The 13,917-nt window shown below is 53.3% G+C and carries 11 protein-coding genes; 4 read left to right on the top strand and 7 right to left on the bottom strand.

Annotation, left to right across the window (positions count from 1 at the left end; genetic code table 11):
- Nucleotides 1-101: 101 nt before the first annotated feature.
- From ACZ5PT_RS04145 to ACZ5PT_RS04130, 4 genes are all read right to left on the bottom strand, one after another.
- Nucleotides 102-2,183: a putative bifunctional diguanylate cyclase/phosphodiesterase gene (locus tag ACZ5PT_RS04145; RefSeq protein WP_464265542.1), complete on the bottom strand. Its 2,082-nt coding sequence runs from the start codon at nt 2,181-2,183 to the stop codon at nt 102-104.
- A 157-nt stretch (nt 2,184-2,340) separates the two neighbouring features.
- Entirely contained in the window at nt 2,341-3,135 is a 795-nt protein-coding gene (locus tag ACZ5PT_RS04140) for a M23 family metallopeptidase (protein WP_464265541.1), read from the bottom strand.
- Nucleotides 3,136-3,158: 23 nt separating this feature from the next.
- The gene (locus ACZ5PT_RS04135; protein ID WP_464265540.1) at nt 3,159-6,731 is read right to left on the bottom strand and encodes a DUF748 domain-containing protein; all 3,573 of its coding nucleotides are present in this window, start codon (nt 6,729-6,731) and stop codon (nt 3,159-3,161) included.
- A 158-nt stretch (nt 6,732-6,889) separates the two neighbouring features.
- On the bottom strand, nt 6,890-7,045 hold the full coding sequence (locus tag ACZ5PT_RS04130; RefSeq protein ID WP_464265539.1) for a hypothetical protein: 156 nt from the start codon (nt 7,043-7,045) through the stop codon (nt 6,890-6,892).
- A 256-nt stretch (nt 7,046-7,301) separates the two neighbouring features.
- On the opposite strand from ACZ5PT_RS04130, the gene ACZ5PT_RS04125 reads away from it, so the two are divergent.
- From ACZ5PT_RS04125 to hcp, 4 genes are all read left to right on the top strand, one after another.
- Entirely contained in the window at nt 7,302-7,523 is a 222-nt protein-coding gene (locus tag ACZ5PT_RS04125) for a hypothetical protein (RefSeq protein ID WP_464265538.1), read from the top strand.
- A gap of 4 nt (nt 7,524-7,527) precedes the next feature.
- Nucleotides 7,528-7,986: an iron-sulfur cluster-binding oxidoreductase gene (locus ACZ5PT_RS04120; RefSeq protein ID WP_464265537.1), complete on the top strand. Its 459-nt coding sequence runs from the start codon at nt 7,528-7,530 to the stop codon at nt 7,984-7,986.
- On the top strand, nt 7,986-8,528 hold the full coding sequence (locus tag ACZ5PT_RS04115) for a hemerythrin domain-containing protein (RefSeq protein WP_464265536.1): 543 nt from the start codon (nt 7,986-7,988) through the stop codon (nt 8,526-8,528). The genes ACZ5PT_RS04120 and ACZ5PT_RS04115 overlap by 1 nt, the downstream gene beginning before the upstream one ends.
- Before the next feature lie 222 nt (nt 8,529-8,750).
- The gene (hcp, locus tag ACZ5PT_RS04110; RefSeq protein WP_464266706.1) at nt 8,751-10,364 is read left to right on the top strand and encodes a hydroxylamine reductase; all 1,614 of its coding nucleotides are present in this window, start codon (nt 8,751-8,753) and stop codon (nt 10,362-10,364) included.
- Nucleotides 10,365-10,454: 90 nt separating this feature from the next.
- Here hcp and ACZ5PT_RS04105 read toward each other — a convergent pair whose 3' ends face one another.
- The 3 genes from ACZ5PT_RS04105 to ACZ5PT_RS04095 all read right to left on the bottom strand — a co-directional run bounded on the left by ACZ5PT_RS04105 (nt 10,455) and on the right by ACZ5PT_RS04095 (nt 13,896).
- Nucleotides 10,455-10,961, bottom strand: a complete 507-nt coding sequence (locus ACZ5PT_RS04105) for a hypothetical protein (RefSeq protein WP_464265535.1) — start codon at nt 10,959-10,961, stop codon at nt 10,455-10,457.
- Nucleotides 10,962-11,245: 284 nt separating this feature from the next.
- The gene (locus ACZ5PT_RS04100; protein ID WP_464265534.1) at nt 11,246-12,058 is read right to left on the bottom strand and encodes an alpha/beta hydrolase; all 813 of its coding nucleotides are present in this window, start codon (nt 12,056-12,058) and stop codon (nt 11,246-11,248) included.
- Nucleotides 12,055-13,896: an ABC transporter ATP-binding protein gene (locus tag ACZ5PT_RS04095; RefSeq protein ID WP_464265533.1), complete on the bottom strand. Its 1,842-nt coding sequence runs from the start codon at nt 13,894-13,896 to the stop codon at nt 12,055-12,057. Before ACZ5PT_RS04095 ends, ACZ5PT_RS04100 begins: the two co-directional genes overlap by 4 nt.
- Between the last annotated feature and the right edge of the window lie 21 nt (nt 13,897-13,917).

The following is a 13,917-nucleotide window of genomic DNA, read 5'->3' as shown; positions in this document are numbered from 1 at the left end:
ACGAACATGGATTAATTATACTGATGGTGATTTTCTCAAGCCACCCGAGATCTTGGTCTCAAGAAAGCCTGTTGTTGGGCTTGTTTTAATGGGGGGGAATCTTAAGCTGAATTCAGTTCGCTGTTAAATTGCGAGGCGAACAGCCGTTCGGCAAACTCGTCCGGTGGCACCGGTCGGCTAAAAAAGAAGCCTTGCGCCCGGTCGCAGCCGAGTTCTTTAAGGTAGGCGAACTGTTCGTAGGTTTCCACGCCTTCGGCAACGACCGTCAGGTTGAGGTGGTCGGCCATGGAGAGGATGGTTTTTACCAGCAGCGTATCGTCATTGTTGATCTTGATCCCCTTGATAAAAGACTGGTCTATTTTGACTTGGTCAAAAGGGAAGCGTTTTAAGTAACTGAGCGATGAATAACCGGTGCCGAAATCATCCATCGCCAGAGTGAAGCCACGTAGCTTGAGTTGCTTGAGTAAAGCGGCAGTTTTCTCGATATCGGCTAGCATCGTGCTTTCCGTTAATTCTAATTCCAACTGGTGCGGATTTACCCCAGTTTCGCGTAAAATTTCTTCCACCTGCTCGATAAAGTCGACCTGTTCCAAGCGGTGCGCAGAAAGATTGATCGCCAACTTGAAATCGTCCAGGCCCTGTCCACTCCAGATTTTCAATTGCTCACATGCGGTGCGAAAGACCCACTCGCCAAGCGGTTGAATCAGCCCGGTCTCTTCGGCTATCGGAATAAAATCATTCGGCATGATCAGGCCACGCTGCGGATGTCTCCAACGGATCAGAGCTTCAGCGCCAATGATTTTTTCGGTAGCAACGTCGACTTGCGGTTGAAAGTGGAGCTCGAAGTCCTGGCGTTGAATCGCCACGCGCAGTTCCTCCGCTATTTTGTGTTTTTGTACGATCTCCTGATGCATGTTGGCCGAAAAAAGATGGTAGCGGGATCGCCCTTCATCCTTAGCCGCGTACATAGCCATGTCGGCATGTTTGAGCAAGGTTTCGGCGTCATCACCGTTTTCGGGATAGAAAGCCAGACCGATACTGGTGGAGGAAAAGATCTGCAGGTTGTTGATTCGGAACTCTCGCTGCATCTGTTCCAGAACCTTATCGGCAACAGCCACCGCAGCGTTGGTATTGACGATATTGGGTAGCAGGATGACGAATTCATCCCCACCTAGCCGGGCCAGGGTATCGCCTAAGCGCAGGCATTTATTCAGCCGCTCGGCAACTGCAGCCAGCAGCGAGTCGCCACAGGCATGACCGTGGCTGTCGTTAATCGCCTTAAAACGATCCAGATCGAGAAACAGCAGGGCAAAACGATTGTCGGAACGTGCCGCGAGGGCCATTGTTTGTAGCAGGCGGTCGTGAAACAAGGATCGGTTGGGCAGGCCGGTAAGGGTATCGTAGTAGGCAAGTTTGCTGATCTGTTCCTTTGCTTTTTTGCGCTCCAGCGCCTGCTCACGCAGATAGACAAAGGCGAGCACAAAGATGCCGAGCAGATAGCAACTGTGGCGGATGGGGGTGAAGTTGGCTTCGTAAACCTCATTGAGGGCCAGATCGGGTATCTTTAGGAATTCGGTCAAAAAGAAGAGCAGCAGTGCTAGAGAAATCAACTGTCGCAGGGTACTTTTGCGACTGCGTAGAACGACAACCAGAGCAATGCCCAGCCATAGCGAAGCATTGCCGCGGAACAACCAGTCACACCAGGTCTGTCCAAACTTTGATGCCGGGTTGGCAAGAATGTATGTGCCCCACCACCAGAAAGTCGCCAGATAACAGAACGCCAAGCTGATCAGGCTGCAGCGCAAATAACGCCGCGCCAGATTCCGATCATGCCGCAGGAAAAGCAGAAAAGCGCCGGAGACGACAAACATGGCTGCGTTGGCCAGGGCATGTTCCAAGGGAGGAAAAACCACGTGTAGCAGTTGGTGGTCAACGAGGCCCAGAGCGAGGCCGAAGGCCAGCCCCAACATAAACAGTTCGCGCGCCAGGCCGAGGGTGAAGCCGAGGATCAGAAGCCGTTCGCGTCCGGAGTTATTTTCATGCTGCCGTTCACGGGCATAAACCAGCAGCGTTCCCCACAGTATTGCCGCCAGGCCGAATTGGACCACGTTGTGGTCAATGCCACCACTGCCACCGGAAAATTGGGACATGAAATTTAGTAAGACATGGAAAAAATCAGACATCAACCCCCCGGTTGAGAACAATTCTTCGAGCGTTGCGGACGCATTTCACATTTGCTAACAAAGTTATAGCCTAGTCGGCAAAAGATTTCAATTTTCTAATGGGTTGCCGTGGTTAGTATACGGTTTGCACAGAAAATTGCGCCGTTGGGGTGCGGGATTATTGGGTAGGCATTGCCGGAACCAGCAGGGCTGGATCGAGGCGCTCGGCAAACCAATTGATCCGCCAGTCGAGATGTGGACCGGTCACCCGGCCGCTGGCACCGACCAGCGCAATCGTCTCGCCCTGTTTTACCCGCTGCCCTTTTTTTACCAGAATTTTTTTCAGGTGCAGATAGCTGGAGGAAAGGCCGTGACCGTGGTCGATGATCAGGGTGGCCCCGGAGAAAAACATTCCCTGGTGCGCCAGTGTGACTAGTCCTGCGAGCGGGGCTTTAACCGGGGTGCCGGTTGGTGCCGCGATATCGACGCCGAAATGCGGTCGGCGTGGTTCGCCGTTGAGAATCCGCTGGCTGCCGTACACTCCGCTGATCCGGCCGCTGACCGGCCAGATAAAGCTGTCCGCAAAGTGGGGGAGGTCGCTGTCGATCTGCCGTGCCCGTCGGGCTTGTGCCGCTTCGCGCTTTATCCGTTTCAGATCTTCTGCACTTGGTGCCATCATCCGTTTGCTGATGCCATCAATCCGTTGAATCCGATAGTCCCGTTTGGCGATGGTGAGCTTTTCAACCGAGACCGTTCCGGAGGGATCGATCAGCGTAAGGCTGTATTTGTCGGTTGCATCCCGGCCAAAACCGAGAATGAACTGTCCGGTCGGCGTCACTTTCAGGGGTGTTTCGCCCCAATAAACACGACTGCCAGGGGAGGTCTGTCCACGGACCAGGCCACCTTGGATCAATGACCCGGTAAGGGCCAGTTCCGCTTGGCTGACAACCGGACAAAGAAACAGGACCAACATCACTATGTAAAATCCGCTGCGACTCATTTGGTTTTGATATTGAACTCAACCCGACTGGCAGGTCCCTTTTCCGGCGCTTGATAGATATCGACGGCTTTTAGAAAAACTTGCTGTTTAATCGCTTCGTTGTCGGCCAGCAACAGATCACGAACCAGCAGGGCGCGGGTCTGGGCCAAGCTCTGCAATTCTTCATTTCCGGCTTGGATATTGGCTAACAACAGTTTTTTCATCTCACTTTCCGGTAATTTTTTCAGCAAACCGACAAAATTACGTGGTCGGGGAAACTCGGCTTCTTTGTAAGCCGTCAGCAGGTATTTTGAGTAGTTTTCATCGCTGATGACAAGCTGCTCACGGCTTGCTGGTGCTTGGTCTTGTTCCTTCAGGTCGCGCCACATGGCGTCGATCATCTGTTGCTTTAACCTCTCCTGCCGATAGCCTTCCGGATCCTTTTCCTGATCGGCAAAGGCGCTGATTTCGAGGATTAACGAGGGGCGCTTTTTCAGCATTTCGGCCAGCTTACCGAGCATCTCCTGCTGCTGGTCGTCAAGCCGGGCTCTGCCGCTGACAAAGGACAGACTGGAGAAGTCCTCTTCTCCTCCGAGCATCGAGGCCAGCAGCGAAAAGGGCGAGGTGGCGGCTTTGACCAGCAGATTTTTGAGGATGGTAAAGACCGTGCCCATAATGCTGAAACTGGGGTCATTGAGATCCCCGGAGATCGGTAAATCAAGATTGATTTCGCCATTGCTGTCTTTCAGCAGGGCGATCGCCAGCCCGACTGGTAGGGAGGTGGCCTGGTCGCTTTTAACCGAGTCGCCAAAGGTAAACTGGTCGATCATCACCTTGTTGGCGGCGGTTATTTTCTGATGCTCGATATGGTAGCTGAGGTCGAGGTAGAGCTTCCCCTTGTCGATGACATAGCCAAGATAGGTTCCGGAATAAGGTGTCATCGGTGCCAGATCGATATCCTTGAAGCTGATGGTCAAATCAGCGAAAAGGTCTTTGCTCAACGGATTAAGTTTGCCGACAATCGTCAACGGTGAATGGTTTTCCAGCTCTCCACGCAGATCAACATCTGCCTGCATCTGTTCTTCGGCGGACAGGCCGGTGATCCGTCCGCCTAACTTATACATGGTGGCACTAAAGGTGCTCGGCAGATGGCGGTCGGTAAAACTGACCGTACCACCCTGCAGGGTGACGGCATCAATGCGGATATCGGCCGGTGGCTCTGTGTCGACCGGTTCTTCCGCCGTGGCAACCACCTCCGGTTGCGGTGCAGAATCCTCTCCGGTCGGCTGCTGCTCTGCGGTCGCCTCGGGTGCGGCAACGTTGTTCAGATTGACCCGCCCTTCGGGATCTATCTGGATTTTTGCCAGATAATTGCTCAGGGCAACTTCCTTAATGGCCAGTTTAAATGGGGTGATTTCACCTTTGATCCCTTCCAGGTTGAGACTCTCCCACGTCAGCAGTTCGCCGGCGTCAAGCGGATCACGCAGATTGAAATCGCTGACCGTGATCCGTCCAGCGAAACTGCCGGTCATGGCCTCTGGTTGTTCGCGTAAATTCACCGCCAGGTTGGTGTGCAGCTTACCGTCATTGAGGCTGACGTTGATATTCTCTGGGAGAAAATCGTTGAAGTCGGCCAGTGGCAGTGCCTTGATCTGGGTTTGTGCTTGTACCCGCAGCGGGCTGTGAGCCAGACTTCCAGAGAGCGCAATTTTGCCTTTCTTGCCGATGCTGGCCTTTACTTTGAAGGGACTCTGTTGCGATTTCGGATAGGCCAGATTAGCCAGGCTGATATTCAGTTGATCGACTTTTAACTGCGGTTTTTTTGCCAGACTGGCGTCGCTTAGCAGAAGGTTGAAATTATTCAGCTCCACCTGCCCGATTTGGGCAGAAAGGGGCGGTGCGGACTCTTTTGTGTCCGTTGACTGTGTCCTGGTTTGCTCTGGCTGTGGGCGCAGCAGTTTTAGGGGCGACAAGCTGCCATCGGCCAGGCGAGTGGCGCGTAGATCGCCGCCGCTCAAGGTCACAGTTGCCAGCGCCGCCTGCTGCTGCTGCAGATCGAAACTGCCGCCGGTGATCAGCAGATCATCCAGGCTGAAACCATCTTTGCCGCTGAAAGGGACGTGCAGTTTATGCAGCGCTAGTTGGGCATGCTGTAGTTGTAGATTTCCCGTGTCATCGTAATTGACGCTGCCAGCCAGATTCAGTTTGCCGGCAATGGGAGCGGTGATAAATTCAGCCAGATAAGGATAGTAGGGTTTCAGTGGAACGCCGTTGATAACCAGATCAACGGCTGCGGTTGGCGGATCGATGCCCACCTCGCCATCGATTTTGGTGGTTAGCTTCCGGTCGGTTGCAAACCAGAACTCCAGCGCGGTTTTCTGATCGAACAGGGTGGATAATTGATTCAGGCGCAGATTGATGCCGTGCAGTTCTTCATTGACTTCGCCCGTCGGGAATTGATCCTGAAAATGAACTTTACCGTCAAACAAGGCCAGCTCTTCAATTTTCAGCAGCGGTAGGGTTGTTTTCTGCTCTTTTTCTGCAGTGACATCTGTGCCTGTTTCAGCCTGCGTCGTTGCCAACGTCTGGAAATTCCACACTCCTTCGTTGTTGCGATTGACGAACAGTTGAGGCTCGTAAACATCGAGGCTGCTCAGATTGAAATCCTGCTGCATCAGGTCGGCCCAATCGAGGTCGAGAATCAGGGTCGGCATGCGGAACAGGTCGGCACCGTTCAGCTCGCGGATATAGATATCGGAAAGTGCCAGTTCGCCGCCGAGGAGCAGTTTGGGTTGTTCGGAGGAAGAAATTCGATAGGTCAGATCGATCTGGGTGTCGAGGGTTCCCGATGTGACCTCAAGCGGTAATGGGATCGGTGAATGGTAGGCATAAAAGGCCAGGTCGATTTCGTTGAGCACTAACGACAGTGAGGTTTCCAGTGATTCATGGAAGGGTTTGAGCTGACCGGCAGCGCTGATTTCCGAACCGTTCAGCAACAGGCGCAGCTGCGGTTCGACATAATCATCGGTCAGGTAGGGGACATTGCCGATAAATGGCACCGATAATGCCAACTCCGTGATCTGGTGCTTCGATTTTTTTGCCGAGGTTTGGTCGGTAAAGTCGACTTTTCCACCGGTGATAATAATGTTGTTAAAGGAAAACAGGAACGGTTTATCCGGTTCATCACTGGCCGGTTGTGGTGTCTCCCCGCCCAAACGGGTGAAATCGGAAAAGTTGAATTCCTGCTTGCCGAGTAGTTCGATCGCCACTGCAGGCTCGTTCAGCTCAACCCGGTCGAGGATCAGCGCCCGGTCGATAATGGAGCGGACGCTGGCGGACAGCATCAGGCGCTTGAAAGAGACAAAAGGTGTCGTGCTTTGCTGTTCGCTCAGCACCACCCCCTCGACTTCGACCGTTAAGACAAAGGGGTTAAAAAAGGCTTTTTCTATCTGGAGGGTCCGGGTGGTGTTTTCAGCGACCCAATTGCTGCCCTGTTTTTTTATCTGCCAGGGAACAACCAGCATTGACAACAGCATTAAGCCAAGAATGACGGCAACGGTAATCAGGGAATATTTTTTCCAGCGTGGCATCGCAGACTCCAAGGGAGATTTAAATGACTGACATAATTCTGAAGTTTAGCATATCCAGGAATTATTTTGCGCCCCGTTTGTTGTTGCCAAAGCTCTCCCTCGAATGATGGATTTCCAGTCTTGCAGGTGTTGGAACGGCAAGTAAATAGCTATTTTATTTATCGGGACAAGCCGCTCTCTGACGGGGTGCGATCCCAGATGTAGCCACAGGACGGACACTTGAGGTTGAGCGGGTTTTCTTTACGGAAGCTGGTACAGGCGCTCAACATGGATAACAGCAGGACGAATAAAATCAGAGCAGTCAGTTTTTTCATAACAATCCCCTTTTCGGCCAAAGGAGGGAAACGACAACGGTCTCCTTATATAGTGCCGCGAAATGCTGAAGATGCAAATCGGTGGGCAATAGTTTTGCAGCTCAGTGGGAGTGTTTTGGTTTGCTAACTGAGCCTTTGGGGTAGTCTCTGAATAGGATATATGACAAAATTGGTTAGAATTTGACCCAGGTCATGTTTTACTCTGTTCTTCTCGCTTATAGTCAGGTCATCAAGAGACAATAAAAGGAGCGACACAATGAAACTTCCTGAAGGTATCGGCGATCAGCCGATCAATAAAACCATCGAGCAGCATCCCTTTATTGGTGAGGTGTTGGAAAAGTACGAGATCGGTTGTGTGACCTGTGGCGTCGGCATCTGTCTGATGAATGATGTGGTCAGTATCCACTCTCTCGGCGACGAAATCGAAGCTAAAATTGAACAAGAAATTACCGACTATTTGAACAATAAAGGAGCATAAAATCATGACCAAACTAGCTTGCGGTTGCCCTGGTTCTCAGGTCCGGACGGTGGAAAAGAAAGAAAACGCTGAAAATGCTGCAGCCGGTCGGGTGGACTCGGAACTGCGGCAGTGGCCAACTCAACTACACCTGGTGCCTCCTTCTGCGCCATATCTACAGAACGCCCACCTGCTGATTGCCGCCGACTGTGCACCTTTTGCCTACGCAGAATTTCACCGTGATTTTATCAAGGGGCGGGTGCTGGTTAACGCCTGTCCGAAGTTGGACGATACCAGCCCTTATGTGGATAAATTGGCGGAGATGATTGCGCAGAACGATATCCAGTCGGTTACCGTAACCATTATGGAAGTTCCCTGCTGCCGTGGCTTGGGCATGTTCGCCAAGCAGGCGATCGAGCAGTCGGGCAAGGATGTGCCGCTGGAGATTGTGGTTATCGGCGTTGACGGACAAAGGAGAGACTGATGAAAACCAACGTCACCCAGGTGATGAGCGATGAGCATCAACTGATCCTGCGGATGATCGCGCTGGTGGAAAAGAATACCGCGTTGCTGGAGCAGGGCAAGTTTCGCAACTGGCAGTTTTTTCTCGACGCGGTTGATTTTATTCGCAACTACGCTGATCGCTTTCACCATGCCAAAGAGGAAGATGTCCTTTTCATTGAGTTGGTAAAAAACGGCATGCCGGAAAAACAGTCGCCGATCGAAGCGATGCAGATGGAGCATGATCAGGGTCGCGCTTTTGTCCGTGCGGTAGAAACTGCCGCGGAAAAGGCCCTGGCCGGTGAGACGGGGCAGATGTCGCTGATTGCCGAAAATGCCAAGGGCTACGCCGAGCTGCTGCGTGGTCATATCGACAAGGAAGATAATATCCTTTATCCACTGGCTGAACGGGTGTTGCCGCAAGAGGTGCGCGCCGGGATGTTGCAGGCCTACCAGCAGGCCGAAGCTAAGATGCCCAAGTTGGAAGACAAATATCGCCAACTGGTCATAAAATACGAACAATAACGGTTTTTTGACTCAGGTCATATTTTTCACTTTCATTCTCGAATATGCTCGCGCCAGCAATTGGGAACGATAAACGCAATATCTTCAAGTCTTGACGCAGCAGTTGAACGAAAAGACTCTTTACGAAAAGGAATAAACAGCATGGGTATTCTCGATATTCTCGGTTTAGGCAAGAAACAGGCGGCAGCAGCCCCTCAAACAAAGGAGACAAATGATATGTCGATGTTCTGTTATCAGTGCGAGCAGGCCGCAAATGGTGGCTGTTCCGTCGTTGGTGTCTGTGGCAAGCAGCCGGATGTAGCCGCCCTGCAGGATTTACTGGTTCATGCGCTAAAGGGGATCGCCTTTTGGGCCGATAAAGCCCGCGCCAATGGAGCCAAGGACCCGGAAGTCGATCGTTTTATGATCGACGGGCTTTTTGCCACAGTGACCAACGTCGACTTTGACGCTGAAGAGATCGTCAAGCTGGTTGTTACCGCTGTTGCTCTGCGTGACAAGGCCAAGCAACTTTGTGGTGCTTATGATGGTGCTGTCCCACATGCCGCGCAAAGCTGGGCCCTACCAGCTTCACGCGAAGAGCAGGTCGCTCTAGGTCAACTGCATGGGGTCAAGAGTTTTACCGTTGACGCCGATATCCATTCCGTTCGCGAGATGACCATGTACGGCATCAAGGGGTACGCCGCTTATGCTGACCACGCCCGGATTCTTGGCAAGGAATCGGATGATATTTACGCTTTTACCCATAAAGCGCTGGCCGCAATGCTCGATGACAGCCTCGATCTGATGGCCAATGTTGGTCTGGCGATGGAAGCTGGGCGCATTAACTATGTGACCATGGAACTGCTCAATCAGGCTCACGTTGAAGCCTACGGTCACCCGGAGCCGACTCCGGTGCAACTCGGCACCAAGGCGGGCAAGGGCATTCTGGTTTCCGGTCACGATCTCAAGTTCCTCGAGGAACTGCTCAAGCAGACCGAAGGCACCGGCGTTAACATTTACACCCACGGTGAGATGCTTCCCGCCCACGGCTACCCGGGCCTGAAGAAATACGACCATCTTGTGGCCAACTTCGGAGGCGCCTGGCAGGACCAGCACAAAGAATTCGCCCAGTTCCCCGGCGCGATCATCTTTAACACCAACTGTATTCAGAAACCGGCCGAAAATTACATCGACCGTCTCTTCACCTGGGGACTGGTTCAGTGGCCGGGCGTCAAGCACGTCGAAGGCTGGGACTTTTCCGCTGTGATCAAAAAAGCGCAGGAATGTGATGGTTTCGAAGATGCTCCGGGCCAGGAAATTCTCACCGGTTTCGGTCACAACGCCATCCTCGGCGTTGCCGACAAGATCATCGAAGCGGTCAAAGGCGGCGACATCAAGCACTTCTTCCTCGTTGGTGGTTGCGATGGTGCCAAATCGGGCCGGAACTATTACACCGAGTTCGCCGAGCAAGCACCAAAGGACACCGTCATTCTGACGCTGGCTTGTGGCAAGTTCCGCTTCAATAAAATGGAGTTGGGTGATATCGGCGGCATTCCACGTCTGCTCGATGTTGGTCAGTGTAACGATGCCTACAGCGCAATTCAGGTTGCCATTGCCCTGGCAGGTGCCTTCGAGTGCGAGGTGAATGACCTGCCACTGTCGATGGTCCTCTCCTGGTATGAGCAGAAGGCGGTGGCGATCCTGCTGACCTTGCTCCATTTGGGAATCAAGAACATCAAGATCGGGCCGACCTTGCCGGCCTTTATCACCCCGAACGTGCTCAACTTCCTGGTCGAGAATTACAATATCGGCCCGATTACCACCGCTGAAGCGGATCTCAAGCAGATCCTCGGTTAAACTGTCCTTTGGAATATTGACAAAAAAAACGGGCTGCTCTTTTGAGCGGCCCGTTTTTTTATCTATTGTTTAAATTTTCAATCTGCTTGATCAGAATTTCCCCAATAATTCGTTTTGCTGCTGGACCGCTTTAGAGTTGTACAGCCAGATGTGACATTGGTCCAGGGCGTAGAGGAATAAGCCGATCAACAGTACTGGAATGAAGTGTGTGGCGATTGCGCCGGAGAAGCTGTAAAACAGATAAAAAGCGCTCCGATAACCGAGATGTTTCCAGGTGGAAGGTGGCCGGACATCGCTGGCCATCGAGGTTAAGGTAATGATCACACAGGACAGGCAGTAAACTGCCAGCGCAACGCTGATCAGAAACGCCGGGGGTGGATAGCCGAGCAGTTGGCGGACAGGTTCGGAAGCAGACTCGAACAGATTGAAATCTCTAAAACCGTAAGCATCGATACTGATCAACATAAACAGCAGCAGGCTCCACAAATTACGCCGTGACCGGGTGTAGCGTTGATCGGTTCGTTCCCACACCTGTGATCCGGTTTCGGTTGATTGTTTGGAGCTGCGACTGGTTTTTGCTTTCAGATATCCACTCATCGATTGTCTCCACCTTTAAGATTTATGTTCTCGTTGATATCTTGTCTATCGCAGGACTCGTGCCAATTTTCAATAAATTATAAAATCGTTAGTATCCGGTAGGTTAGGGTTTTTGCACCGGATTCGACTGTACTTCATCGAACAGGAAAATTCTTGTCTGGCAGGAAAATTCTTGAATCGTGGGAACGATCTGCCCAGGGTTGTCGGCAAAAAAAACGGCCGATTCATTTGCTGAATCGGCCGTCGGATTGGAGCGGGAAGAGTTTATCGTTGTCTATAAGCTATTAGAAGGTCGCCTGAATAAACCTCTGCCATTGCCGCCAATAGCTTTGACCACCGACATCATAAGTATCGTTGTGTCCGGCTCGCGGTATCGAGTAGAAGGTTTTCGGCGCTGGCGCCTGTTCGAACAGCTCCAATCCCATCTGTTGCGGGATGATATCATCCCGGTCGCCGTGGAAAAGCAGCAGCGGTACTTGGATTTGGGCAATTTTTGCCAGGTTGTCGTAGCGAGCTTCTAGTGCCCAGCCGGCCAACATCCAGAGCAACGGGTAGTGGTGCTGTCCCATTTTCTTGATTGAGGTGAAGGGGGATTCCAGCACCAGCCCCCCCGGTGGTTTTTCAAGTGCCAGTTGCAGGGCAACGCTGGCGCCGACCGAGCGGCCGAAGTAGATCAACTGCTCAGTTTTCCAGCCTTTTTTTTGCAACCATTCGATGGCACCGCGCATATCGCTGTAGGTCCCTTTCTCGCTAGTCTTGCCTTCGCTTTGGCCATAACCGCGGTAATCGAAAATAAATACTGCAAGGCCCAGCTCGCGCAACAGGCGTAGGTTGTCGACTCGGTGAGAGATGTTACCAGCGTTGCCGTGGCAGAAAACGACGAGCGGTTGCCCCGCTTCACCCGGCAGGTACCAACCGTGCAGTCTGGTGCCGTCTGCTGCGCTAAAAAAAACGTCCTCAAATTCTAGCCGCATGGTCGCCGGGGTCATGATTATTTCGCTGTCAGGAAAAAAGAGGAACATATGTTCCAGCGCGGCACAGACCGGTGATGGCAGCAGCAAGGTGCTAAGTAGTAAGGGCAGAGTCGTCAGTTTCATCGATAGCCCTCCGCTTGTAGCGAAAAGAGGTAGGCATACTGGCCGTCATGTTCCATCAATTGTTCGTGACTGCCGCGTTCGACGATCCGTCCTTTATCGATGACGACGATCTGATCGGCCATCCGCACGGTAGAAAAGCGGTGCGAAATCAGGATGGTCATCTTGCCACGACTTAAGTCGCGAAAGTGCTCGAAGATGGTCGCTTCGGCGGCGGCGTCCATGGTCGCGGTCGGCTCGTCGAGCACCAGCAGGTCGGCATCGGTGCGCATGAAGGCGCGGGCCAGGGCGATCTTCTGCCACTGGCCACCGGACAGCTCGCGGCCGCCTTTGAACCATTTCCCGAGCTGGGTGTCGTACTGCTGCGGCAGTTTGTCGATAAACGGTTGCGCCATGCCCTTCTCGGCCGCCTGTTGCCAGCGCTGGCGGTCCTCGAAATGGGTCACATCACCAGCCCCGATATTCTCTCCGACCAGAAACTGATAACGGCCGAAATCCTGAAAAATAACGCCGATCCTTTGCCGCAGAGCCTCAGAATCCCACTGCTGCAGATCGAGGCCATCGAGCAGGATGCGGCCGTTGTCCGGTTGGTAAAGGCGGGTCAGCAGTTTGATCAGGGTGGTTTTGCCGGCGCCGTTTTCACCGACCAAGGCCAAACTATCGCCCGGTTTGAGATGCAGATCAACTTCCAGCAGCGCCGCCTCATCGGCGTCTGGATAGCTGAAGCTGACCTTCTCGAAGCGCACTCCGTCGCCCGGTTGTGGGCCCTGTTGTAATTGTCCGCTTTGCTGCGGGACCTCCTGCTCCAGGTATTCGTAGAGGTTGGAGAGGTAGAGGTTATCCTCGTACATACCGCTGATCGCCGAGAGACTGGCCGAGACCGCCGACTGCCCCTGCTTGAAGAGCAGCAGGTACATGGTCATCTGCCCCAGGCTGATACTGCCTTTGATCGCCGACAGGGCGATCCAGGCGTAGGCGCCATAAAAGGCGGCGGTGCCGATCAGCCCGAGTAAAAATCCCCAGGAGTCCCGGCGCAAGGTTAGCTTGCGATCTTCGGCGAACAGTTTTTCAAAGATGCTCCGGTAGCGTTGCAGCAGCTTTGGTCCGAGTCGGAACAGTTTGACTTCTTTGGCGTAATCCTCGCGCGCCAGCACCGTTTCCAGATACATCTGCATCCGTGTTTCCGGCGAGCGCCAGCGGAACAGGCGGAACTTGTCGCCGGAGAATTTCGCCTCGGCGATAAATTCCGGGATACCGCCGATAATCAGGATCAGCACTGCCCAGGGGGAAAACTGTACCAGCAGCACCGCGTAGCTGAGCAGCGAGATGCCATTTTGTACCAGGCCGAAGGTGCGGGTGACCAGACTCAAAGGGCGGGTCGACGCCTCGCGGCGGGCGCGGGTCAGCTTGTCGTAGAATTCCGAATCTTCGAAATGGGCCAGCTTCAGAGTCAGGGCTTTTTCCAGGATCAGCATATTGATCCGTTGCCCCATCAGTGCTCGCAGCAGCGCCTGACAGGTGGAGATGCCGCGTTGCGCCCCGGCGATCAGCGCCACGATCCCGGCTTCGGCAGCGACAAACAGCAGCACGAAAGTGGTATCGGCGTTGCCGGTCTGCTGCTGTTGACCCATCGCTGCGACCACGCCATCGACGATCAATTGACCGATCCAGGCGACTGCCGCCGGCAGGACTCCAGCGATCAGGGTCAACGCGGCGAAGATCAGCGCCAGGCGTTTGCTGGTCGTCCAGACCAGTTCCAGGGCGCGGCGGCTGTAACGGAAGACGTCGAATAAACGCTTCGATGGTGGATCAGTGTCGCTGGCAAGGGGTGGGTATTTCAAGGTGCCTCGGTCATGGTGAAA

The sequence above is a fragment of the Desulfuromusa ferrireducens genome (assembly GCF_055389805.1).
Note: the sequence above shows the minus strand (reverse complement) of the source record. Positions and strands in the feature narration are given on the sequence as shown.

Excerpts from the sequence above, each read along its gene's own strand:
- ACZ5PT_RS04145 (WP_464265542.1), bottom strand. The coding sequence starts at position 2,183 with ATGTCTGATTTTTTCCATGTCTTACTAAATTTCATGTCCCAATTTTCC.
- ACZ5PT_RS04140 (WP_464265541.1), bottom strand. The coding sequence starts at position 3,135 with ATGTTGGTCCTGTTTCTTTGTCCGGTTGTCAGCCAAGCGGAACTGGCC.
- ACZ5PT_RS04135 (WP_464265540.1), bottom strand. The coding sequence starts at position 6,731 with ATGCCACGCTGGAAAAAATATTCCCTGATTACCGTTGCCGTCATTCTT.
- ACZ5PT_RS04130 (WP_464265539.1), bottom strand. The coding sequence starts at position 7,045 with ATGAAAAAACTGACTGCTCTGATTTTATTCGTCCTGCTGTTATCCATG.
- ACZ5PT_RS04125 (WP_464265538.1), top strand. The coding sequence starts at position 7,302 with ATGAAACTTCCTGAAGGTATCGGCGATCAGCCGATCAATAAAACCATC.
- ACZ5PT_RS04120 (WP_464265537.1), top strand. The coding sequence starts at position 7,528 with ATGACCAAACTAGCTTGCGGTTGCCCTGGTTCTCAGGTCCGGACGGTG.
- ACZ5PT_RS04115 (WP_464265536.1), top strand. The coding sequence starts at position 7,986 with ATGAAAACCAACGTCACCCAGGTGATGAGCGATGAGCATCAACTGATC.
- hcp (WP_464266706.1), top strand. The coding sequence starts at position 8,751 with ATGTTCTGTTATCAGTGCGAGCAGGCCGCAAATGGTGGCTGTTCCGTC.
- ACZ5PT_RS04105 (WP_464265535.1), bottom strand. The coding sequence starts at position 10,961 with ATGAGTGGATATCTGAAAGCAAAAACCAGTCGCAGCTCCAAACAATCA.
- ACZ5PT_RS04100 (WP_464265534.1), bottom strand. The coding sequence starts at position 12,058 with ATGAAACTGACGACTCTGCCCTTACTACTTAGCACCTTGCTGCTGCCA.